We start from the raw sequence: 24,984 nt of genomic DNA, 5'->3' as shown, positions 1-24,984 counted from the left end.
GATTAGCCTCGCTCAGCGCGCTCTGCAATTACGCCAGACGCCTGTTCTTGTAGGATGTACACAATGTTCTTAGAACGTGTGTTTAGCATTGCGTAAAGCAGTGTCATCGGGATCGCTACAACAAGACCTAGTACTGTTGTTACAAGTGCAGTTGAAATACCACCGGCCATCAGTTTCGGGTCACCTGTACCAAACAAGGTAATTGCTTGGAAGGTATTGATCATACCGGTTACCGTACCTAGTAGACCCATAAGCGGTGCAACTACTGAGATAATCTTAATAATAGTTAGGTTACGACCTAGCTTAGGTACTTCGCCTAAAATCGCTTCTGTAAGGTGAAGTTCAAGTGCTTCAACGTCAGCGTCTGGATGCTCGTCACGCACTTTAAGTACACGGCCAAGCGGGTTGTTAGTGTTAACTTCTTTGCTCTTAAGCTGCTTGTTCACTTTCATGCGCGTAAGCGTAAGTGTTACCAAGCGCTCAAGTGCAAGCAGTAAACCGAACGCACCAACGATAAGAATGATGTAACCTACTACACCGCCCTGCTCTACGCGCTCTTGAAGGTTTGGCGCTTGAACAAGAAGACCTAGAATTGAACCACCCGTTGGGTCGATACCAAACTGCACTAATTCACCGCTTGATGCCTGTAGTTCAGCAGCAGAGTCCATGTAACGATCAGCAGGCTGACGTACAAGTTCAGACACGGTACCGGTTACGCCGTTGTACTCTAGGTATTTACCATCAGCAACAAGTGCAAAAGGACCTACGCGAACAACAGACTTATTCACTTTTTCACCGCCCGCTTCAACAACATCAGTTGTGAAGGTGGTGACTTTGCCGGCTTCCGTCATTTCACGCTGCATTTCAAACCAAACGCGCTCAATTTCTTCAATTGATGCAAGCTTAGAGCTTGAACCCATGTCTTGCGCCATTTGATCAAGGAAGTCAGCACGACCTGGAATTTGTGCAGAAATAACAGAGTTGTAGAATTTATTTTTGGTGTCGCCAGCAATTTGCTGAAGCACACCGAATAGCTCTTTAAGTGAACCAAGACGCGTGTCTAGTGCACCGTTTAAGTCAGCCAGTTTGAATTCGTTTTCTTCGAACTGAGTTTCAAGCTGCTCTGATTGTGCAAGCATTTGGTCGCGCTTTTCACGGGTTTCGCGAAGAATGCGATCTTGCTCTGCACGTTGCGCTTGGAAATCGCGCTCGCGCTGTTTGTTTTGCTGAGACTGTGCGAACTGACCTTCTTCTAATTGCTTAAGAAGCGCGTCTAAGTCCATAGCACGGTCGCTTTGTGCGAAAGCACCAACGCTGATGCTAAGGGCTGCTAGACCAACAGCGATACGTTTTACTGTGTTAAACATTCTCATCAACCTCTTAGTCTGTAATTGCCACTGGCAGCATTAGCAAGTCTGGTGCAAGTTGTTTCTTCGCCATGCGCAGACCTTTTGTAATTTGTGTACGGTAGCTGCTATCAAGCTCTTCCCATTGACGAGTTTGCTTGTTCCAAACACCCTGCATGCTTGCATCACGTGTTTGATAAATTAGCGCTGTACGACCAAGGCGTAGGAATTCAACGTCACGCTCTTGACCGTTAATTGAATGAATACCGCTGTACGCTTCCATAGTGCGGCCGTAGTCCATTTCTACCTGGTACGCTTCCATTACACGGCGGAATTTTTCAGACGCAGCAACGTCAGCTCGGTCCATCATGGCGCGAAGGTCAGCAACGCGGTTTGCGCGCTCTTCTGGAAGGAAAGGTACGTCTAGCGCAACAAACTGCTCTAGACCGTCAATCATGCGCATCATTAGTGGCGTGATTTGACGTTCAACAACAGACACTTCATCGATAGCCGAGTTTAGGTCTGCCATTTCTTGTTCTTGGTTATTGATTTGCTTACGAAGCTGAGTGTTATAAACCTCAAGGCCTTCGATTTCTTTCATCAATGTTTTGAACTGTTGAAGTTTGCTGTCAATTTGGTCGGTAATACCGTTGATCTTTTCTTGCGATTTCGCCGCTGACTCGTTTATTTTCGCTGCCTCATCGACAACGGGTTTTAAGACTTCATCGTCTTGTGCAAGCACGGGTGTCGCTGCTAGCGCACCTGCTACAAGCAAGGCATTGATAAGCTTCATACATTCAAACCTTTAAAGTTAAAAGAAATCGGTTTTGTCCGACTATAAATTTCTGCGCGTAGGATAGGAGTTTTCTGTGACAGTTTTATTACGAAACTGTCATAAATCGATGACGGCGGAGATTTATACGGGTCTGAATAAACATTTGCCAGCACCTCCCGAGGGGCGCGTTTTAAATGTCTCCACTCTTTGTTCTGTAACCGTTAGATAGAATTACCTTACCTGCGGTAACACGCCGCGATTACGAACATGTTAAGCCTCTCTACGTGGGCAATGATGCATGCGGACTGATAAAATGTAGAAGTTGTGAATTCACTTGCTAACTAAAAGAACGAACAAAAAAACGTACCTAATAAGGCACGTTCTTTTGTAAGCGTACAAAGGCAAGAGGCATACACTCCCCCTCTTGCAATCGTTATTACGAGTTATTGCTACATGCTGCGGGATAGTTCAGATTACTCACTTCCATCTCAACTAAATTACCACAATCTCCGTTAACACACGCTTGCACAGAAAGAGTAGCATTTTGGGGCAGCGCCATAACTTTTTGCGGAATGCTAACAGTTTCAAGCTCTACGCGCTCCCCGTTGGTTTCTGTTAAAAACAAATTGTATGTAATACCTTGGACTTCTGTACCTAAGTTACCCCACTGATACCTGACAAGTTCGCACGCATTAACGTAGCTAGACATTGCGTCTAACCACTTAACGTCCGCTGCAGAATCATATCCTTCATATCTGTGGCTAACGCTATAGCTAGATACTTCCATCGCATCACTTATTGACTTGATCGCAGTGTTGGCTTGTAGGATCCCCGTTCCGCATCCCCTTCTACCACACACCGTTTGGGCGCCTTCAATTACACTATTGTCGACAGTGCTAGACTTTATAATAGATTCAATTTGTTCAGGGTTTAAGAAGGGGTACTTCAACAGCAAGCTTGCGGCGGTTGCTGCAACTAGTGGTGCTGAATAGCTGGTTCCATTACCGATAGAGTATAGATTATCTTCAGTTGTCGAAAGAAAAGCGCCAACTACATTGGTACCAAATGTAGATACATCCACTTTCTCGCCGTAATTAGAAAAGCTTGCCTTATCTCCGCGTTCGTCGGTTGACCCGACAGTAACAATTCGGGTACAAGCCCCTGGTATCGAGTTGACGACATTCATATCTTCGTTGCCCGCTGCAACAACAACTACCACACCGAGTTCGCGTAAACGATCGAACACTGCTTGCTCCCATTCAGGACAACCTCCATTAGCTCCCCCGCCAAGGCTCATATTAACAATATCGACCGGCTGATCTATATCTGGCACACCCTCTATGCTCTCGCCAGCCGCCCACAACACGGCCTCCATAATGTCGGTATTAGAACCACCAGTACAACCTAGTGCGCGCACCGGGATAATTTCGACCATATTGGCATCGACAGCGCCAACCATACCAACACCGTTATTGGCTTTAGCGGCTATCATACTCGAGACAGCAAGACCATGCCCGACATTGCACGTTTCACCTGTTGTCTCATTGAAATATTCATCAGTGGGGTCTGAATCTCGTTCTACCGTATTAATGTCGCCTTTTTCATCAAAACCTTCATAGGTGACAAAGTCGTAGCCACCTACAAAATCAACATCTTCATGACGATACGACCCCGAATCAATTACCGCAATTCGTACTTTCCTGCCAAGGTTATTGACTGTTGATGCCCGCATTTTGGCGAAGCCCGAGCCTCTTTTTAAGTCTTCGCTATAATCCCCAAAATACGACTGGTTGTGATATTCAGGGTCATTGTATTCAGAGCTATCGAAATCTAAAGGGTAATAAACGCGCATTTTTTCAACAAACTCGAAACGCCCAGTGTTGACCAAATCAATGGCAATAGCATCGCTGCTTTTATCTGATAACTTGACTTTAATAAGGTCTGTGCCCAAAGCAAGCGTTCTAACATGCTCAGCTTCAAACGTGTCGAAGATAGCATGTTCAAACGACGTCGTTTTATTTCCAAGGGTTTGTCGCTCACCAGTTTCTTTTCTCAGTGACTGGTGTACGTCTTTATCTTTAAATTTAACAATAAAATATCCATCGATTGTCGTTTGACGAGATGTGGGGGTAGGGGCATTTTTCAGCGGTGCTTCTAACAATGTTTCGCTTATGGCATCTGCTGACGACGCTGTCATCGCTATTACTAACGCAATTATGAAACGTTTCACGATTAATTCCTTTTTTAACTATGCTGAACAGAACGAAAAAGTAACAAACTTCAAAATTTGCGACCCATTATTCATCGATGTAGCGCTGTGCATTTTCAATCATCCTCTCCTGAACTGCGTGCATAAATGCAAACTCTGCATTAAATACCCATTCGTCATTTATGTATTCGCCGTAACGTTCATTACCTACAAACCGACTGTAATAATTGTTAACTTCATCGTATTCATTCACGCTTTGCTCGAAGGTAATTTCAGGAAGGACGCCTAAAGACATGTCAGCCATTTCATTTAAAATGGCAAAACGTTCTTGCCCCATCGACATCGCTTCTTCAAATAAATTGTTGAGCACTGTTATGTAGGAACCCTTAAAGCCTTCATCTTTAAACTCGCCAATACTAATGTTGTAATCAATATTATTGATGTAGAGATTAAATCTGCTGTAGCCTAAATTGCTTGAATCATCTACGTCTAGTCGTTCGATAAAGTCTATCGCTTGTTGCTGAGTAATAGCGCCAATATTTTCTAATACTTGCGCGTAAAACACACCAATATGTAGATACTCTTTAATCGACTCCCGCGCTTTAATCATACGATGTTGAAGCTCGAGCATATCTTGCTCATCTTCACCAAAGGTTGCGCCCACCATTAGCTCAACATTCACGTTACCAACAAGGCTAACGTCAACATATTGGATAACAAAACCATAGGTATCTTGAACTTCTACATTCTCGGTAGTAACCGTAAATGAATTCGTATCAGCGTTTAATTGAACATCGAACTTTTCTTCGTCGCCATACCAATATTGAATACCTGTCACTTCAACTTTCGACACGTCGTCATCTTCAATCGTATATGTGACTTCTGTTGTTCCATTTTGCTCAACAACAATAAATGCCCCTTCCTTTTCATTAAGCGTGAAAATAGGTACGGCATTGTCAGTTTTTTCAACAATCAATTCATAAACCTTGGTTGTTTTGTTTTCACTGTCATCTACTACACCAAGTTCCATTACAAAACGCATTTCATCTATGTTTCGCGCCATCGGAGCAAAGTCAAACGTAATCGTTTTATTGACATCATTTATCTCGTAGTAATTTAAATAGTCAATCGTACCAATAATGCTGTCGAAATTTGATAATGTTATGTAATGTGCAGTTGAGTCGGGGTCGGTAATCAAGACATTGAATACCGTAGTTTTGTCATGATAAGTCTGAAGTACATTCCCTTCGAGTTCATTGGCAATGGTAAAGTCAGGGGCTTCATTGGGCTCATCCGGAACGGGTAAAACCGTTACATTTATTTCGGCCGTCGAAGAAAGCCCGCCCTCGTCTCTTACCAAATAGGTGATCGTAGCAGCCCCTTCGCTTAACGCAGTCACTTCCACACTGCCATCACCCATAATACCTGCAGTTATTACACTGGTGTCACTGACTGAGACTCCTGCAAATAAGTCCGTGACATCGCTTTCGGCATCAAACAATGTTGCGGTAATAATTTCTTGTTGTTGTGGCACTAATTCAAGCTGCTCGGAGGATAAAACAACGCTTGGCGGCGTATTAATAATGACGTTCTTCACTATTACTGTGAATTGCTGGCTATCGGTACCGCCTTTTCCATCATCTGCGGTTACTGTCACAGTCACATTAATATCAGACTCTACCTCACCTGCTGCTATATTAAGGTTATTTCCGGAAGCACTTGCAGTAATTGGATTTGCCGCAGTAACACTGTAATTAAGCGCGTCGCCATCTTCGTCGGAAGCTGCAATGGCAATGGTTGTTGAAGTGTTTTCATCTATTTCAATGTTTGCGAATGATGACAGAACTGGCGCATTATTCGTAGTACTGCCGCCACCGCCATTTCCGCCCCCCGAATTCACAGGTGGTACTGGGTTGGAATTACCACCACCTCCTCCACCACAAGCGGTTATCAGTAAAACTGCGCTAAGTGTTGCAATGAGCTTTTTCATATTGTCCATCCTTAAACTGGCTTGATGTTAAGCTTAAACTTAAAACAGGGGAGACAGAAACCACGTAAAGGTATGAAAAAACCGTAAAAGTAATAAAAATTTATTTGTTTATAAATTACGGTATTTAAAAACAAATACGTGTCTGGCTGCTTTTTTCTTGCTCTGTATTTTGTGTAGTGATAGACACACGCAGGAGAGAAAAATGGAACATATTGACGTACAAAGCTTGGTTGAAGGCGAAATGAAACAAATTGCCCTGGCCAAGGTAATTAAGAAAAGTATTTTTGAGACCTTACAAAAAACACAACAAAGCGACGTTTATACCAAGTTTTACAATAGTAAAGGCAAAGGGAAGATAGAAAGTGTGCAGGTTCAGTGGCAACACTATGTGGTGCAAGAACACGAAAAAGATAAAAGCAGCCGCAATGTTGTTACTAAAAGAAAAGGAGTAACACGTAAAGGCCACTCCTACGTAAAAGATGTCGATGTTAAAACTATCGTTACTTACTACGATTACCTTACCGTAAAAGACGCAAGTGGTAACATCGCTAAATTTCGCTTGGTCGATTTAGATCTTGATAAAATTTCTTCGGGTCAATTGGTGAGTTTGGGTTGGCTTTACCACAAACGTGCAGAATCAGAAACCACCGATGTTATTGCATCAGGCAACGTTTTTGGGCAAAGCTGGAATGACACCACGCAGCCCTCGGTTATTGTGCATCACAGCGATACAGAGTCTCGGCATGAATTGGCTTTTCAAGGTATAGCCTCTGATACACTTTTTAATGTTGTACATTCAAATTCTATTGGTTGGTGGCACCTACCATGGGTGTTGGCTACGGCCTTTATGTTTATGGGCGATTTTAATAGCGACGCCGAAGTTGTTACCGCACTTACCCAGCTGGGAATAGGCTTTTCGGTAAGTATAGGTATGAGCATAGCGCGCCATGTTAAAGGCGGCAAAATGAAAGCGGCGTTTAATACCTGGTTAAGGGGTGAATACAACAGAGTGGCCAAGATAGGCGCTGACGCGCTAGATTCAGCGAAATCACAAATGGGCATGGATGACAGCTTGTTTTAACTCAACGGCAGAGCGCCTACCCTGATAACGATAGTTTAATTATCAGGCATTAGGCGCTGTTTGCCACCGGTAAGCTTATCTACCTGCCCGCCAATGAGCGTAATAAAATCACTTTCATCGCCCACTGCAAGTAAGGCTTCCAGCTCGCCGATTAATGTGAAATCGTCTAATTCATCCAGGTATGCCGCTTGTTGCTCAGCCGTGAGCTCCTGCAACTGGGCAAAATGATGGGGTAAAGGTTGGGTTAATGGGTCACTGCCTGACACGCTAAAGTACCACCGCTACTTACAACTACATCCTTGTCATTGATTTCATTTCAGAACAGTTAGTCCAACATGTCGACATCAGTTTGATATTTGTTTTACGGTTTATTTTTTCAATTACGTGTCTGGTAACTTGTCTTCGCAAACGCGATCTTCGGGCATAAAAGAAAAGCGCTTTAGCAGCGTTAAACTTGGTAAACAACGCTTTAGGTTGTCGCAGCGTATTTGAAGATAAAAGGGAAGTAAAATGGCATACGATTATGGTTCACAAACACTTGGTATAAATAATCCGTTTCGTTTTGAAGGTGTTATGCGCATTATGGCCGGCATTATCATTGCCATTATGGGCGTAGTGCCTTTAATTTCTGTAGCCAGCCAACTAAAGCAAGATCCTATTATGGGCTATACGTTGGCGTGTTTAGGTGCCGTATTATTAATCGCTGGTATACGCGTTATTGGTTCAGGCATGTTTCAATTATTCCGTTATTTTGTTGGTCGTTCTGTACCAACATCTCTTGCCTTTAATAAAGCGGACTCAGAAAAAGAAAACGCTAAGGCTGAAAAAAACAGCGTGCTTTACAATGAAGAAAGTTTGCACTCTATGCTGATGGGGCGAAAGAATACTACCTTCATTGAGCCACGTGGCTGGGTTGCACGCTTTGTACATTCATTATTTCCAAAACTGACTTTTCTACCCTACCCCCTCAGAAATTTAGCGCAAACACTGGCCTCGCTTGCCATAGATATCGTGGTTGCCATAACGGTTTTTATGGTAGCGTGGTTCGTAGTATCTAGCGGGTTAGCCGGGGAAAAAGCAAGCCTTATCGCTATGCCTATTCTTTCCCTACTTTTGCTTATCTACATTTCAGTAATTTGGCTTAGCACCTCGGCCCAGCAGAACAGTATTAGTGCGGTTACGGTGCAAAGTGAAGGCAGTTGGGCATTGGCCCCTATGCTGGTTATGGCTATTTTAGTTCCCATTGGCGCTGGCTTTGCGTTAGATGCTGCACCTAGTAAGCTGTTCGAACAAGTTGAATTTATTAAAGCGCAAGTTGACATATTCAATGCACTGCCTAATTTGCTGATATTTTTCGCTGTAACCGTCTTGGTTTTCGGCTTAGCGTTACCGGGGTTGATTGCGAGAATGAAAATGGCCACGCCAACATCGGCGGTTGCTGAATACCGTGATAACTTTCAAGAAAAAGTAAATCCAAAAGAATTATTCATCAATATGGAGACCATGGTTTTAGCGAATAGGCGGTACAAAGAAATTCCTAACCGCATATATAAGCCGTTTGTTACTAACATGCGCCAGCAAGCTGACGGCAAAGGCAGCTTTTTCGGCAATGTTATGATTGAAACCCAACCAGCGGTGGCAAGCGATACTCAACTGCCTCGCTTTGCCAAAGTGCTTGCCACAGTAGGTGCATCAGCAAGCCTGGTAGTAAGCAGCGCCTTATTTCTATGGTTAGGCTACCAGCTAGCTGGTTTTATTAACTCACTCGTTGCGCTCAAGATTGAAAACCTTTCTTTTGAGCGACTAGCGCCGGTAGTTTCTGCTTTTAACGGTATTGTATTTACGTTGTTTGCGTTTTTTGCCGTGCGAGCAGGCAGCAAAATACTAAGCGCTGCCAGCCACCTTTATTGGGGAGAATTACATTTCTCTAGCCTTCTAATGTGGGCGCAAATCGAAGGTACTTATCTCGAATCAAAGATGTCAATTGGCCGCGGCATGAACGATTCGAACCTGACAGAGAACAAAGTGGTCAATTCATCTATTACGCCTTGGTTTGTAAGTACGCGTGCAACCACCTCTATTTTTGCTACGTCGGGAGAAAAGAATTTGGAACATCCTCGCTTTTTAATGTCTATGCAAAAAAACCAAGCAGAATTAGATACCATTGTTAATGAGCTTAAAACCAGCTTAGCCAATAGGCAGTATGTGGCTAGCATGAATGACAAAGACACCGAAGAAGCCATTGCACACATGCACAAAATGAACGAAGGTTCACGAGCTAACACTACCGGCATTTTCGCTGTAGATGCCATGCAACAAGCGGCCCTTGCACAGCAAAATGCATTGGAAGAACAGCAAGAAAATTAACGCAACAGCTCTTATAACCATGCTGCAGCAGTAAGTCGATGTTACTGCTGCGGCATTAGGCGCTGCTTACCACCGGTAAATAAAAAGTTAGTGTCCATCAGCGGTACGGTTAATTCGTATGTATCAAGGGGCAAGTTGTAGTAATCGGCCATGGTGGCAACCACTTGTAGCCAGAAATTATCAGGCTCGGCCCGCAGGTTGTAGCTAAAATCGAAACACGCTTGCAATATTGCGGCAGCTTCTTCTGGTTTTCCTAGTTCTGCTAAGCTTTGAGCTCGCCATAAAAAAGCATCTTGAAATAAGCCGTCTTGGTTGAAAATCCCTAAATCATCGTGCTTTGGAACATATTCATCTAGTATTTTGAGACTTGTATCAAAGTCACCTTGCTTGCGATATAAATACTCTTCTAAAGCATCAACGGGCCAAGGACTGCTTCCATCGATGACATTACGCCCACTGTTGTACATGTTTATACTTTCGGTATATTTGCCTTCTAACGACAATTTCAATACTGCCAAAAACAGTTTCTCAGACGGCACGTTAAATTCTGTTACGGCAACCGATTCAGGTACAGTTGCAAGCCACTTTTGAACGTCGATAACTTCGCTGTAGGCCTGCTCTGGAAAAAACTCTAACGTATACCAGATACGATCAAACTTAAGATAATACTGATCTTTCCAGTCTAACTTTTGAAGTAAGGTATCATCTAGGGAAAACATTGACTCCTTTAGTGCTTGATGCTCCCCCATATAAGACATAGCCCAATGCAAATTGTCGATAAATAGTCCGTTGTAAAGAAAGCCACTTTGAGTGGCGCGTTCATACGCTAACTGATAGTAAATGTTGGCATCAGCAAGCGAATGTTCATAACTATGTAAAACTTGACCGATTATCGACAGCGCTTTAATGGTAATAGGATGATATTTACCATATACCTGTTCCATCACTTCAAGGTTTTCACGAAGTATACGAGAGTACCTTTCTTCAGCCCCCATTAAAAAACTTATATGAGACAAGCGCTTTAGAACGATATTAGTGTCTGGATGAGTAACCGGCAGCTGGTTCACCATAGCCGCTGTTTGTGAATATAAAGACTGAATGCTTTCATCACTCAACGCTTTTCTATTTTGTGTAGCTTCGATTTGCCTAAATAAGGTTTTATATAGCCTATTAATTTTATTGATGGTGTTGCCCTGCAATTCCTCTTCGTTAAAAAGGTGGGCATTGTTAACAATGCGATTATTAAGTGCTGCCCATTTTGTAAGCCCATCATTTCCCAACAGCTTTTCAAAGACGGGAGAAACGGCTAATTCCAGCAATAGTGATGCTCGCACTGATACTTCTGAACTTTGCTCAAGCGCACGTTGATAGCGTTCGTAAGCTTTGGCATCGCTTCCCTGTTTTATTTGGGTGGTGATCAGCTGACGAGTGAGCGCAAAATCGTTCTCTGAGTCGATGCTTAATAAGGTTGTAAAAAAGCCATCTTTTTCGTAAGCCAATACCTGCTCGTATTCCCCTAGCCCGATTAGGCTATCGAGAATAGTTACCACAATGCGATGCTTGTTAGCGAGCGTTAGCTGGGTAGAATTGGCCACATTGTTGTAGGTGTCTAACAACATTTGCATTGCTTCGCTCATTGGCCGCCCTGCAATAGCAGGGTCGGTATAGCGAATAAAAGACTCAAAGTGTTTGGCAACTTCTTGAGATTGGGCTTTTTCGCTACTTAGCTGTTGCTGATAGTAAATACCGCTGGGTAGCGTGATAGCAATAATGAGCGCAAACGCGCTTGACCACGGGTTTCGTTTTACCCATTTGCTACCGGTGCGTAACGACATTTTGGGTTCAAAACTGAGTCGCTTTCCTTCCAGCCAATGTTGTAAATCATGTTTTATGCTTGCGACTTGCTGATAACGGTTGTTAGGCTCTTGTTGCATGCATTGGTCTGCAATGCGTTGGAGTTCTTGTTGGCGTGCTTTGGGTAGTTTTTTGTAGTGAGCGTTTAAGGAAAGTACATAGCGTAAAAGTGCGCCTATAGAATAAATATCCGATAGCGGGGTAACAATGCCTTGCTTTTGCTCTGGTGCCGCAAAGGCCATGGTCATGCCTTTTATGCTTTGTGAACTGCTTTTTCCTGACGAATTATCAAAAGCAGTATCACTCGAAATATCTTCGTTGACTTTCCCTTCTGAGTCTTCGCAATTTACGGTTGATTGACTGATAGACGCAACCTCGCCTTCCATAATTTGCGCAATACCAAAGTCCAACACCTTGGTGCGCCCTTCGGTATTAACCACCACATTATTCGGCTTTATGTCACTGTGTACGATGTGAATACGGTGGGTGGCTTCAAGGGCATCACATAAATCGTTTATGCGACAAACCAAATCTTGCGTGGTTATTTCTGGTCGGCGACTGTAAGCGTCTAGCGCTTCGCCCTCCAAATACTCCATCACGAAATAACACGCCCCCAGTGATAATTCACCAGCATCGTGAATGGTCACAATATTGGGGTGGGCCAATTGGCCTAAGCAACGCGCCTCAAAGAATACGGTTTCACGGCCTGTTAAAGCAGTAATACTGGGGTAAACAAACTTAATAGCCACATGCTGTTCAAACACACCGTCTATGCGTTTGGCATCGTACACCACACCCATGCCACCACGGCCAATAATGCCTTGTAATTCAAAAGGGCCAACGCGGGTATTTGCTAATGCTTCTATGGCTTTATCACCGGTAAGCTTATCTACCTGCCCGCCAATGAGCGTAATAAAATCACTTTCATCGCCCACTGCAAGTAAGGCTTCCAGCTCGCCGATTAATGTGAAATCGTCTAATTCATCCAGGTATGCCGCTTGTTGCTCAGCCGTGAGCTCCTGCAACTGGGCAAAATGATGGGGTAAAGGTTGGGTTAATGGGTCACTGCCTGACACGCTAAAGTACCACCGCTACTTACAACTACATCCTTGTCATTGACTTCATTTCAGCACAGTTAGTCCAACATGTCGACATTTTCCATTTGCATTGCGGTATTTTGTCTATTCATGCCGACTCGCTAACTGATACCAACATTTTGTCAGACGAGCGAAAAGCAGAAAGTTTGTACGGTAAACCACTTTTATAGAACCCGATAATATCTACCCCCTTTTTACTAGAAGGTGTAACTTTCAGTACGAATTGGCTGTCCTTTACGGCGAATGAAAAACTAGATGATACTGAAGCGTCGAATAACCGCGCCCCTCTTTCCTTACCATCCATGTAAAACTGATAGGCGTTGTCGCTGTCTTTCCAAAATACACTCAACGAAATGCCGTGATAAACGGTTTGCACTATTTGCAGTAAAGAAGCACTCACTATGACAACCTAACCTTCAGCCATGCTCTGGCAAAAGAAATGTCTTTTTCTACGCTCGACAGGCTTACCGCTAAGACATCTGCTATTTCCTTGGCAAGCAGCCCTCCAAAGTACTTTAACTGTATCACTCTCGCTTGTCTTGGGTAGGTTTGTGTAAGACGCTCTATCGACTCACTCAATGCAATAAACTCACTGTCTATTTCTTTTATTGGTGCGTCGGTAGTTACATCTTCAAAACTGACTATGTCTGCTGAGCGCTTCTCAGCACTATTTTTACGCGCTTGATCTACCAAGATATTGTGAATGGTTCTCGACACCATAAAAAAGAACTCGGCGCGATTGTTGTAGAACTCCTGGTTTTGACTAAGTTTGATGTACAGCTCATGCACCAATGACGTTGTCGAGTTAACATGCTCTTGTATCGCATCGTTACCAAAACGCTCGACAACACGTTGACGGTTTTTTGAAGCAAGCTGTCGAAGATGATCGTAAATCACAAGATAAAAGTGTTCTTGTGCGTCTTTTTTGTTGGTTTGCCAATCAATGATGGCCTGCGTAATGGCTTGTGACATAACTAAGTTAACTCCGTAAACGTTGTAGCCACTGTATATGAATGCGAGCAGAAAAAACAAACACGGCGTTACTAGAAAAAACCGTAATTTTTTTTTGATTCTTTATTTTAAGCTGTATAAACGATGGTTAGCGGCTTCATACCATATATGGTATTACATACAGAAAAGGCCGCTTTAAAAAAGCGGCCTTTTCGCGTAACAAGATACTGATCAGAAGTCGTATTTAAATGACAACCTTATACCTGTACCCCTTGTCTCTGACCTAAGCAGCGTATCGTTGAACTCAATTTCACGATCTTCGCCTAGGATGTTCTGAACACGTAATGTTAGCGTGCTATTAAAGTCTGGGTAGTACTTGTAAACCATATCAAGTGAATGGAATGGCTGTTCGAAGTTATCATCGAAACCATCAATACCCGCAATCAGGATACGCTCACCAAATACGTTATAAACTAATGATGCCGAGTGTTCACCGTTATCTGAGTCATAGCCTAACTGCATGTTTAACACATACTGAGAGTGACCTGTCATACGGCGTTCAACGTTAGTGATTGCCGCTGATACACCGGTTTGCTCTACAATATTTTGGCGGTCAAGCACAATTTCAGAGTCACTGATGGTAATGTTACCTGTGGTAAACAAGTTGTCCCATATACCGTCACCAATAAAGGCTAAGTCTTGTAGGAATTCAACTTCAACGCCGTAAACCTCACCAGACTCAGCATTTGCAATACGAATAAGCGGCGGACCATCCTGGGCAGGAGATTGTACCGATTCAATAGGCGCTTCCATGTCTTTGTAGAATAAGCCTACCGATACGTTATTGCCTGCTTCACGATACCATTCCCAACGTAAATCATAGTTAATGATATCCGTTGTACTCACACCCGGCGTACCCGCAATTGGGAAGTTAGTAAGTGGGTCTAGGTACGTTGCTGATGATACTTCACGAAGGTCAGGGCGAACTACCGTTTGACCAATACTCGCTCTTAGCTGCATGTCGTCTTCTAAGAAGTAAGTAACAGCAAGTGCTGGATAAAAACCATCTTCTTGGAAGGCTAGTTGAGAGCGGTCTGCTTCATCGCTTAAGTCAAACTGATTTGTGCGCGGATCTAACGGCGCCACTACTTGACGGAAGTCTTCCCAACGTACGCCGCCGGTAAAGCGCCACTTGTTGTCATAGAAGAAGTCAGCTTCAAAGTAATATGCATCTATTTTCTGACCTGCTACATAATCATCAGCTGCAATTGTCGTGTCACGGATAATTGGGCGATTAGAAAGCGATAGCGTATCTAACACATCGTCACTGAAGATTTCGCTAAAGTCGTTTCCATCTAGAATTGAACGGTCAGCTACACCTAACGTGTTGATATCAAAGCGGCGGTTTTCTGCACTACGGGTTTTTGTTACAAAGCTAGCACCGACTTTGTACTCTGTTTCCCACTTTCCAAACGACATGGGGTACGTTACGTTGTAGCCAAAATTTTCCAGGCGGTCGTGAAGATCTTGGAAGGTATAACGAGCCGCAGTTTGCGCATCTGACAAAAAGATCTCGTTCTCGTCGTCGAAAATGCCGTCTTGATTCACATCTTCCATTACGAAACGGGCGTTAAAATTACCTGGCGCATAGCGTACAGAGCGACCCAACGAGTATGTCCAGTCAATACCCATAAAGTTTAATTCTGGGAATGTATGCTGGCCTTTAAGCTGGTTGGTATAAAGTGAACGCTCTTCATATTGCACGTCGATATCGCGAATACGTAGGCCTTCTGCTTGGTTTAAGTTTTCCGTATTACCAAACATTTCGCGAATTTCGTCACGTGTATCGTTCAGCACAATCAGGCTGTAGTCAACGCGATGCTGACGGTTATAGTCTACACCTAACGTTAACAATGAAGACCAGGTCACGGTTTGTTCCGTACCCTTAATATCGTCAAAGAAGCGTACATTGATGATGTCATCACCCACTAAGTCAGGATCTTGTAGTTCGTATTCTTCTGAAGAACGGGTTTGCGCCGAGTAACGTGAAGTTACGAGAAAGCCAAAGCGCCAATCATCATCATAATCGTAACTGTCGCCGTACGTTACATTAAAGCGCATGTCTGGGTCAGCAGACTCTCTCTCAAGTCCATATTCTCGGTTAACGCCTTTGAATAACTCTAGTGCTTCTTCCGGTTCTAGATCATCTAAGAAGTTCTTTGAGTCCCAGCGCTCTTGGATAGCAGCAGAAACACCACGTGTACCGTCGTCTTCACCAGTCCAGTCGCGACCACCACCCGCGTAATCTAGCACGTCACCTGAGTTTTCCGTATCAATACCAAGCGCAGCAGATACGTTAAACACTCGCTGTGTGGGTATAGACTTCAAGCGAATATCTACGTTACCACCACCAAATGCCGCAGGCATAGACGGCGAGTAGGATTTTTGAACCGCTAGGCTTTCAATAATGCTCGACGGAAACAAGTCGAGAGGAATAACATTACGCGTAGGATCTGGGCTAGGCACAATTGCGCCGTTTAGTTGTGTTGATGAGTAACGCTCACCAAGGCCACGAACATAGATGAAACGACCATCTACCAGCGTTAGACCCGTTACACGACGAAGCGCGCCAGCAGCATCACTGTCACCTGTTCGAGCAATCTGCTCAGCACCCATGATATCAGCTACGAAGGCTTGATTTTTACGTTCTTCCATTACTGCCGTTGCCGTGCCTTTAAGGCGTGTACCGGTAGCGACAACTTCCTCAATCACCTCTTCTTCATTTGATTGAGCGAAAGCCATAGACGTTGGCAGCACCATGCTCGCTGCAACGGCTAAGCTGATGGGTTTTAGAAGAAACCTGTTAGCAGGTCTGTTCATGATGAACCTCTTTAGAAAGGAATACATACACGAAAATAATTCGTGTTTTACAAACTTAAAAGCAAGTGCGCCACTCTTGCAACGCACTTGCTTGTTTTTAGCTATGCGAACTAGGCCTTATTCAAGACCAACAGTCCAACCCGCAGTCCAGTCGTTATCAGCGTCTTTAACAGCACCGATAAAGTCTACAGGAGAGAAGAAACTGTCTAGCGTCGATACGTCGGTTGCTACTGTTGCATCCACTGTATAGATACCGTTAAGTACCGTAGCGTTGTTATCAAGTAGGCTGTTACCCGTTTGCGCAGTAAACCAAGCTTCTTGACTGAAGTCGCCAGAATCTTTGATGTTTTCCGCACATGCCAGTACAGACGTTTCGAAAGTAAGCTGCGGCGTGTTAGTACCGTCCATGTTAGCAAGTAGTGTTGTATCGCCGTCACTTAGGTCGGCTTCAAAACATTCACCCATACCAGCTGGACCAGTAACGACAAAGTTATAAAGCTGCGCGTTAGTTTGGTCGCGAAGAAGAACACCTTCAGAGTCAGCATCAGCTGTATCGAACTCGTTACCAATAATGGTCATGTTAGCAACCATAGGGTTTGAGAACGCTGTGCCGTCACCGCCGTCACCGTCACCTTCAATAGCACGGTTAGCATCTGAATTGTCATCTGCTTGCTTAACCAGTACGAACTGTAGCTTACCTACATAGCCGTTATCCCAGTCTACCGAGTCGTCTTGAATACCTGTAAGCGTAAGGTATTTAACGTTTACTGCACCACCGAAGAATTCTACGCCGTCATCTGCGTTTTTATGTACCTGTAGGTACTCAACCGTAGTTCCAGAACCTACACCACCGAAGGTGATACCGTTAAGCTCGTTATCAGGTGCAATTTCAAAGCCGCCGTGCATTACGCGAACATAGCGAAGCGTACCTGAACTATCAGTGTTGTCAGTACCGCCAAATACTGCACCTTCTTGTGCACCTTCAACTTGAAGTGAACATGATGAGCCATCTTGTGGACACTTCGTTGATTCGCCGTTACCTAGAACGATCATGCCGCCCCATTGACCGGCTTCACCCGCTTCAAGACCACCCACAACGTGGTCACGTGAGGTGAAAGTGATTGGGTCAGCAGCCGTACCATTTGCGTTGATTTGAGAGTCACGGCTAATTACCAGGTAATCGTTACCCGACGCACCGTAAACCGTTACACCTGGTTCAACAGTAAGCGTTGCGCTGTTTTCTTTATCGCCACCTACAAACACTGCACCAGAAAGCGCGTAAATATTACCTGCAGTAAGCGTTAGGTCTGACGTGATCGTACCTGAAACTTCACATGTAGTAGTCGAACCGTCTACTGGCGTGATTGACGTTGTACCTGATGGACAGCCAGAAGCAGATTGTACTAGTTCGATGTTACCGCCACCGAAACCAAACGCCCAACCTTGACGCCAGTCTGTTTCACCAACAGCACCAACGAATGTATTCGCTTCAAAGAAAGTATCAAGCAAGGTAGATGCATCGCCACCTGCAGTAAGCAGTGTGCTTTGAGCTGTTAGTGTACCGTCAGGGTTAAGACCAAGGTTTGCACGGTCTTCAAACGCGATTAGCTGGTTGCCTTCCTGGCCAGTAAACCACGCTTCTAAGTCAACCGCACCCTCAGGTGTGTTAAACGGCTCAGAACACGCAATGGCTGAGTAAGTCATAGTTAGGTCACCGTCAGAAAGGTTGGCTTGAACCGTTTCGTCTGTGTCCATTTCTAGACACTCGCCCATACCTTCTGGACCAGTGATAAGGAAGTTGATTAGGTTAGCGCCGGTTTGGTCGCGAAGAAGCAAACCTTCAGAGTCAGCGTCAGCAGTGTCGAAGGTATTACCGATAACTGTCATGTTAGCAATCATTGGCTTAGAGAAATCTAGGCCGTCACCGCCGTCGCCGTCACCTTCGATGCCACGGTTGGCGTCAGAGTTGTCAGCCGCATGCTGAACGTAAACGTACTGAAGCTTACCTTTATAGCCGTTGTCCCAGTCAACTGAGTCATCTTGGTTAGCTGTCAATACCAAGTGCTTTGCGTTTACCGCACCGCCGAAGAATTCTACACCGTCATCAGCATTGCTATGTACTTGAACATAATCAACTTCTGTACCTGAACCAACACCACCGAAAGTAATACCGTTAAGCTCGTTGTCTGGTGCAATTTCAAAACCCGCGTACTTAACAACAACATATTTAAGGATACCAGAGTTGTCTGTATCGTCTGTACCACCAAATACCGCACCTTCTTCGGCACCTTCTACCTGAAGCGCACAATCTGAACCATCTTGTGGACACTTGGTTGACGTACCGTTACCAAGAATAACTACGCCACCCCACTGGCCTGCACCTACTTCATCACCAACAACATCGTTAAATGAAGTCATAATAATAGGTGCAGATGCAGTACCTTCGGCTTCAATTTTTGAGTCACGGCTTACTACTAGGTAGTCCGCACCCGTACGGCCAAAGATTACAGTACCTTCTTCAATAGCTAGCGTTACGCTGTCTGCTTTATCGTTACCGATAAATACTGGGCCTTCTAGCGCCCATACTTTATCGTTAGTTAGTGTAACAACGCCTTGTGCATCTGCATCATCGGCAGTAATACGTCCAGAGAGAACACGAACTTCAACTGTTTGACCGAAAGCGTCAGAAACCTCTCCACTTAGAAAAGAGCTTACTTCACCTGGCGTAGCGTCATCACTACCTGTATCACCACCAGTATTTCCACCAGTTGAACCACCATTGTTATTAGTAACGCTATTATCAATATCACCTTCGCTGATATTAATATCGCCGCCACAGCCTGCTAGCACAAGAGCAGTAGCAATCGCTGAAGCTTTGAAAAGTTGCTTAAGTTCCATGTGTTTCTCCAAGTACGGTATAATTATGGATTTAGAAAACGCGGCAACTTTACCGAAGGTAAATGACACATTTGTTACATTATGACGCTGTAACAAAACTTTCATATAAAATCAGGAAATTTAGGCTACTAAGCGGTCAAGAAAAGTACTGCTCGAAAGGCCAAAGAAAAATCTTCTATTTTTCAACGGGTAAAAATAGAAGAGTTTCTTAAGTTACGTTATGCGTGTGGAAACCTCAGCGCCTTAGATTGTTATATCCTATTGATAATTATGTCACTAAACCTTTATTTTGTGACGATAATATGACAAAGCCTGCGTGGTGAGTGGTCGCCTGAAATGACATAAAAATGCCAAATTGACTACTGTTCTAACAGTCTGCGTTGTCGTATCAAGACATCCTCTCGAATAGGAAAATATCCGTCTCTTACTACTTGCTGCTGTCCTTCCCGAGACAGAATAAAGCGCAAAAATTCACGTTCTAGGGTGGGTAAAGGCTCACCAGGTTTTTTATTGATAACAAGATACAGAAAACGGGCAAATGGGTATGTTTCGTTGCGAACAGTGTCAATTGACAACGGCACCAGTGACGATAATGTTTCGCCAAGGGGTAACGCGCGAACGCCTGCCGTTTTATAACCGTAAGCAGCATAACCAATAGCGCCAGTACCGCTGGCCACGGATAACACTACTGACGCAGAGCCCGGTTGTTCATTAACGGTGTTTTTAAAGTCGCCGTCACACAGCGCCATAACTTTAAATAGGCCGTACGTTCCCGATACCGAATTTCGCCCATATAATCGTATAGGCGACTGGTACTGAGGGTTATCTAAACCCAGTTGAGACCAGTTTTCTATTTTATGTTGCGCACCGCAATATTGTGTCTCAGAAAATACCGCATCTACTTGTTCCAATGTCATTCCGGGCAGCGGATTACGTCTGTCTACAAATATAGCTATGGCATCCATCGCCACTTTTAGCACCGTTGGAGGATAGCCGTGTACTCGTGTAAAGTCGCGAATTTCACTAGGCTTAAGCTCGCGACTCATGGGGCCGATGGTAGCGGTACCTTCAATAAGTGCCGGCGGTGCGGTCGAAGAGCCAGAGGCCTGAATTTGAAAACCTACCTGCGGATAGAGTGTTTTAAACTCTTGTGACCAAAACGTCATCAAATTGGCCAACGTATCAGAACCTACCGATGAAATTTTACCGGCAACACCGGGCTGACGTTCATAATAAGGCACTTCATACGTGTCATGCGCCTTTGCCTGTTCCGAAGAAGCATTCGGTGCAGTTACAAGACAACCGAAGAGAAAAAACACAATGGCGCTTTTAATTACAACATGCATGATAAGACTTTCCCCCACTGCTGACTGTAACGGCTGAATAACACCTTCACGTTTTTAAGGGTTCTCTGCAATAAGTTCATTGTCCAACACAAATGAAAATACACTGCCCTCTGCCACCGCGCTTTTGATATCTAAACGAGAATTATGATGACTTAGTACATGCTTGACAATAGAAAGACCAAGACCTGAACCACCGGTCTTACGCGAACGCGCTTTATCTACCCGGTAAAATCGTTCAGTCAGGCGATTAAGGTGATTTTGCTCAATACCGTCGCCATTATCTACCACTGAAAAATGAGCTCCAGAAGCACTGCGTCGCCAATAAACATTTATTTCACCACCAGCAGGCGTGTAGTGAACAGCATTAAAAACAAGATTAGAGCATGCGCTGCGCAACTCCGTTTCCACACCGAACACAAAAAGTTCTTTATCAACATGAAATGTTATCTTATGTTGCTTATCTTTATTTAGCGCCTGAGCTTCGCGCTCTACCTGCGCAAGAACGGTTGGTATATTGACCACATTCTCGTATATCCGCTCAGAACTTGCCTCAATTCTAGATAGCACCAGCAAGTCTTCGATTAGGCTTTGCATTCGCTGTGTCTGTAGCGTCATTTCCTTCATTGCTTTTTGCGTGAATGGATCTGATGTTTCATCGACAGGCATTATTTCTAAATACCCATTTATTACCGTTAAAGGTGTACGTAATTCGTGTGACACGTTAGCAACAAAGTCTTTTCTCATTTCCTCAAGCTGAGACACTCTGGTAATGTCTCTCGCTATCAGTAAAAGATGCTCGTCACCATAGGGCATAATACGATATTCAAAGGTTTTGTTTGGATTGGTTGGAGACGGTACTTCGATAGGGTACTTGTAATTACCAGCATGAAAATACTGGATAAACTCTGGATGACGCAACAAATTGTCTATTCGACGGCCAGAATCCTGAGGCCATTTCAGCCCCAAGTCTAACCTCGCTAACCTGTTACACCAGATAATGCATGCTTTTGAGTCGACAACTACTGCCGCGTCGGGCAATGCCTCAGAACCTTCCCGAAAACGTTTAACAAGCTCGCCTAGCTCTTTGCGCTTGTTGCGGTTTCGTCGCTGTAGGTAATATATGCCTTCATAGATATGCTCCCACACACCTCGAACGGTAGGGGGTGACATTTTCCGGCTATGCCAGAGCCAGCGATTAAGTTTATATAAGTGCCAGTAATTAAACAGCAGCAACAATGTTGCTCCAATGGCTACCGCGAACAGCAGGTCATCCAAATACCACCCGATAAGTGCAAAGACCAGCAGGAACAGTACTAGGCGCATTGTACTTCTCAGCCACGAGAACGGGTAATACATGAATAAATCCGCTGTGTTTAGAATGAATGGTCTAATAAAGACCTATTTAGAGAAAAGACAAAGTTTTCTCTTGGTTGCTACCATTATAACTTAGTAGAAAAACGGTAGCCTGCTCCTCGAACGGTTTGGATCATAGCATCATGGCCGTGTCGAGATATAGCTTTTCGAAGGCGCCGAATGTGAACATCAACCGTTCGGTCTTCAACATAGACATTCGTTCCCCACACGTTATCTAGCAAAAGCTCTCGGCTATACACACGCTCTGGATGGGTCATGAAGAAGTGCAGCAGCTTAAACTCAGTTGGCCCCATATCAAGTGGATCGTCATTAGCCATAACGCGGTGCGATACCGGTTCAAGTTTTAGTCCGTTGAATTCAATAGGCTCTTCAGATGAAGTTGGTGTCACTCTGCGCATGACGGCCTTTATTCTCGCTACCAATTCTTTGGGAGAAAAAGGTTTTGTTACGTAATCGTCAGCGCCAGCATCTAAACCACGTATTTTGTCTTCTTCCTCGCCTCTTGCGGTAAGCATGATGACAGGAATATCTCGGGTAAACTCGTGTTGCTTTAGGCTTTTTGCCAACTGCACGCCGCTACCGCCTGGCAACATCCAATCGAGCAAGATCAAATCTGGATAAGGTTCACAAATTTTTTCCTGTGCAATATCATAATCTTCGGCTTCAATTATATTGAAACCCGATTGCTCAAGCACAAACTTAAGCATTTCGCGAATAGGCGCTTCGTCCTCTACCACCAACACTGTACGAGACATCGTAATCTTCCTGCTCATCTGTAAACGCCGCTATTATTCATCTGCTCTGTGACAGTTTTATTAAAACGATTACATTTATGTGTCAAGCATAACAGGTCTGCTTTGTTGACGATGACTTCCATCAAGCCAGTCTAAAGATTAACCTTATAACCTTGTTTATTAATATAATTGCGCATATTCTTGGATTGAATTGTGAACAGGAGCGTACTTATCAATGGCGGCGGTCAAAACAGGTTTATCAAGGAAGCTACTTGCCAGAGTACTCTCAGTCTACTTTGCCCTCACATTAATCGTTACGCTAGGACAGATATTTACCGAGTACCTGAGCACGAAAAGCCACGTTGAGAGCGAACTAAAAACGCTGAAAAACACGTTTTCATCTAGCCTAACACAAGCACTTTGGGAAATTAACGACGACCAAGTACGCGCAATTGCCGAAGGATTAGTGGCACTGCCTATTGTTGAAGGAGTGCAAGTACGTGGCGAAAATGGCAATTTTATTGCCGAGTTCGGTGTTCGAGTGGCACGCTCTCCGTCCCCAATTAATAAAGAAACCGTTGAAAACCATCCTGCAGGCGTTTTTAGCTATAGCTTTCCGCTAATATTTAAATTTTCTGGCCGCGAGTCTACGGTAGGCGACGTTACGCTGTATTCAAGCTATGAAACAATACTCAGCCGTATTGAAGTAGGGATCGCCTTTCTTATAGGCAATGCCATCGTCAAAACGGCATTTTTGGTCTTCCTATTTATGACAGCATTTAGAACCATGCTGTCAGAGCCCTTGCAGCGAATGGCTGATCAAATGGAAAGCTTTGACCCAAGCCGCCCCGAAGAAAGTAAGCTCACCACACAAATAGACGACGATAACGAACTACTCCAACTAAAAGAATCATACAATCACGTTATCGATGACCTCATTGACTCAAATAACAAGCTAAAAGCAACGCAGAGCGAGCTGAAACTGGCAAATACAAAACTGGATGACCACAACTTAATATTAGAGCAAGAAGTCGCAAAGAAGACAGCGTCACTCTCCCAAATAATGCTCGACCTAGAGCAGCAAAAAGACGAGTTGATTGCCCATCAACGAGAGTTACGGCAGGAAAATGAAAATCGACAGTACATAGAATCTGAACTTCGAAAACGAAACCAAGAATTGGCAGATTCCATGAACACACTCAATCAGGCTCAGGAACAACTGCTAGAATCAGAGCGCATGGCCTCACTTGGTGGCTTGGTTGCCGGTATCACCCATGATGTTAATACCCCACTGGGCGTGAGCGTAACTGCAGCGAGCTTTTTACAAGAACGACTGAACAATCTTAAAGCAGATTTTGAAGACAAAAGTTTAACCACCAAAAACATGGCAAGTTTTATCGACGAAGCAGAACAAACGACCAACCTGCTGCTCAATAATTTAGAGCGCGCCTCAGACCTTATAGCTAGCTTTAAACAAGTTGCTGTTGACCAGGCAAGTGAGAGTATCAGAGAAATCGTACTTTGCGATTACATCAATGAAGTTATCCAGTCGCTTAAACCAAGCTTTAAACATACTAAGCACGATATCGAGGTCGTTTGCCCTAATGATATTGTAGTGACCTGTGCACCAGGGGCCATCGCTCAGATTGTTACTAACATGGTGGTCAACTCAATTACCCACGGATTTGAGGATGATAACTCTGGTGTTATTTCGCTAAACGTTAAACGTGAAGGTGACGATATTGTCATGCGATATAACGACAATGGGCGCGGGTTAACTGAGGAAGAGCTTGAAAAACTATTCGATGCTTTCTACACAACAAAGCGCAGTGCAGGCGGCTGTGGGCTCGGCACTCATATTATGTATAACTTAGTTACCCAGTCACTCAATGGACATATAGACGCAGAGTCAGAGCCAGGTAAAGGTCTCACTTACAACATTAAGTTTCCGGCAAATCATTCCTCATAGCCCAGAGCTGAACGAAGGTAACGATAACTTACTGGCTTCCCTTTTATTCAATTGCACCGCAAGTGTTACGTTGGTACGCTTGCGCCCTGTTTTTATCAAGAGATTGCTTACAC

At 44.2% G+C, this 24,984-nt stretch carries 16 protein-coding genes; 3 read left to right on the top strand and 13 right to left on the bottom strand.

Features of this window, described 5'->3' with window-relative positions; translation table 11 throughout:
* Positions 1 to 2: 2 nt before the first annotated feature.
* From BK026_RS17935 to BK026_RS17920, 4 genes are all read right to left on the bottom strand, one after another.
* Positions 3 to 1,367, bottom strand: a complete 1,365-nt coding sequence (locus BK026_RS17935) for a MotA/TolQ/ExbB proton channel family protein (RefSeq protein ID WP_071817095.1) — start codon at positions 1,365 to 1,367, stop codon at positions 3 to 5.
* A 13-nt stretch (positions 1,368 to 1,380) separates the two neighbouring features.
* Positions 1,381 to 2,139 (bottom strand): DUF3450 domain-containing protein, encoded by a 759-nt coding sequence (locus BK026_RS17930; protein WP_071817093.1) that lies wholly within the window; start codon positions 2,137 to 2,139, stop codon positions 1,381 to 1,383.
* A gap of 418 nt (positions 2,140 to 2,557) precedes the next feature.
* Positions 2,558 to 4,351: a S8 family serine peptidase gene (locus BK026_RS17925; RefSeq protein ID WP_071817090.1), complete on the bottom strand. Its 1,794-nt coding sequence runs from the start codon at positions 4,349 to 4,351 to the stop codon at positions 2,558 to 2,560.
* Between the two features lie 67 nt (positions 4,352 to 4,418).
* Positions 4,419 to 6,320 carry an Ig-like domain-containing protein gene (locus BK026_RS17920; protein ID WP_071817089.1) on the bottom strand — a complete coding sequence of 634 codons (1,902 nt, stop codon included), beginning with the start codon at positions 6,318 to 6,320 and terminating at the stop codon, positions 4,419 to 4,421.
* Between the two features lie 202 nt (positions 6,321 to 6,522).
* Between BK026_RS17920 and BK026_RS17915 the strand changes: the two genes are divergently transcribed.
* Positions 6,523 to 7,401, top strand: a complete 879-nt coding sequence (locus BK026_RS17915) for a hypothetical protein (RefSeq protein WP_071817086.1) — start codon at positions 6,523 to 6,525, stop codon at positions 7,399 to 7,401.
* Positions 7,402 to 7,436: 35 nt separating this feature from the next.
* Here the strand turns inward: BK026_RS17915 and BK026_RS17910 are convergent, their stop codons facing one another.
* Entirely contained in the window at positions 7,437 to 7,667 is a 231-nt protein-coding gene (locus BK026_RS17910) for a hypothetical protein (RefSeq protein ID WP_071817084.1), read from the bottom strand.
* Between the two features lie 244 nt (positions 7,668 to 7,911).
* Between BK026_RS17910 and BK026_RS17905 the strand changes: the two genes are divergently transcribed.
* Positions 7,912 to 9,768 (top strand): hypothetical protein, encoded by a 1,857-nt coding sequence (locus tag BK026_RS17905; protein ID WP_071817082.1) that lies wholly within the window; start codon positions 7,912 to 7,914, stop codon positions 9,766 to 9,768.
* Between the two features lie 41 nt (positions 9,769 to 9,809).
* Here the strand turns inward: BK026_RS17905 and BK026_RS17900 are convergent, their stop codons facing one another.
* From BK026_RS17900 to phoB, 8 genes are all read right to left on the bottom strand, one after another.
* On the bottom strand, positions 9,810 to 12,698 hold the full coding sequence (locus BK026_RS17900) for a serine/threonine-protein kinase (protein WP_071817080.1): 2,889 nt from the start codon (positions 12,696 to 12,698) through the stop codon (positions 9,810 to 9,812).
* A gap of 109 nt (positions 12,699 to 12,807) precedes the next feature.
* The gene (locus BK026_RS17895; protein ID WP_071817078.1) at positions 12,808 to 13,119 is read right to left on the bottom strand and encodes a hypothetical protein; all 312 of its coding nucleotides are present in this window, start codon (positions 13,117 to 13,119) and stop codon (positions 12,808 to 12,810) included.
* The gene (locus BK026_RS17890; protein WP_071817076.1) at positions 13,119 to 13,691 is read right to left on the bottom strand and encodes an ECF-type sigma factor; all 573 of its coding nucleotides are present in this window, start codon (positions 13,689 to 13,691) and stop codon (positions 13,119 to 13,121) included. The genes BK026_RS17895 and BK026_RS17890 overlap by 1 nt, the downstream gene beginning before the upstream one ends.
* A 210-nt stretch (positions 13,692 to 13,901) precedes the next feature.
* Positions 13,902 to 16,550: a TonB-dependent receptor domain-containing protein gene (locus BK026_RS17885; RefSeq protein ID WP_071817074.1), complete on the bottom strand. Its 2,649-nt coding sequence runs from the start codon at positions 16,548 to 16,550 to the stop codon at positions 13,902 to 13,904.
* Positions 16,551 to 16,667: 117 nt separating this feature from the next.
* On the bottom strand, positions 16,668 to 19,448 hold the full coding sequence (locus BK026_RS17880; protein WP_071817764.1) for a hypothetical protein: 2,781 nt from the start codon (positions 19,446 to 19,448) through the stop codon (positions 16,668 to 16,670).
* Positions 19,449 to 19,807: 359 nt separating this feature from the next.
* Positions 19,808 to 20,794 (bottom strand): PstS family phosphate ABC transporter substrate-binding protein, encoded by a 987-nt coding sequence (locus tag BK026_RS17875; RefSeq protein ID WP_083575192.1) that lies wholly within the window; start codon positions 20,792 to 20,794, stop codon positions 19,808 to 19,810.
* A gap of 54 nt (positions 20,795 to 20,848) precedes the next feature.
* Positions 20,849 to 22,150, bottom strand: a complete 1,302-nt coding sequence (gene phoR, locus BK026_RS17870; RefSeq protein WP_071817072.1) for a phosphate regulon sensor histidine kinase PhoR — start codon at positions 22,148 to 22,150, stop codon at positions 20,849 to 20,851.
* Positions 22,151 to 22,233: 83 nt separating this feature from the next.
* Positions 22,234 to 22,923 carry a phosphate regulon transcriptional regulator PhoB gene (gene phoB / locus BK026_RS17865; RefSeq protein WP_071817069.1) on the bottom strand — a complete coding sequence of 230 codons (690 nt, stop codon included), beginning with the start codon at positions 22,921 to 22,923 and terminating at the stop codon, positions 22,234 to 22,236.
* A 214-nt stretch (positions 22,924 to 23,137) separates the two neighbouring features.
* Here phoB and BK026_RS17860 point away from each other — a divergent pair, with 214 nt between their 5' ends.
* On the top strand, positions 23,138 to 24,871 hold the full coding sequence (locus BK026_RS17860; protein ID WP_071817068.1) for a HAMP domain-containing sensor histidine kinase: 1,734 nt from the start codon (positions 23,138 to 23,140) through the stop codon (positions 24,869 to 24,871).
* Positions 24,872 to 24,984 lie beyond the last annotated feature (113 nt).

It is taken from the genome of Alteromonas sp. V450 (genome assembly GCF_001885075.1).
Taxonomy (GTDB): domain Bacteria; phylum Pseudomonadota; class Gammaproteobacteria; order Enterobacterales; family Alteromonadaceae; genus Alteromonas.
This window is presented reverse-complemented; position numbering and strand designations above follow the sequence as displayed.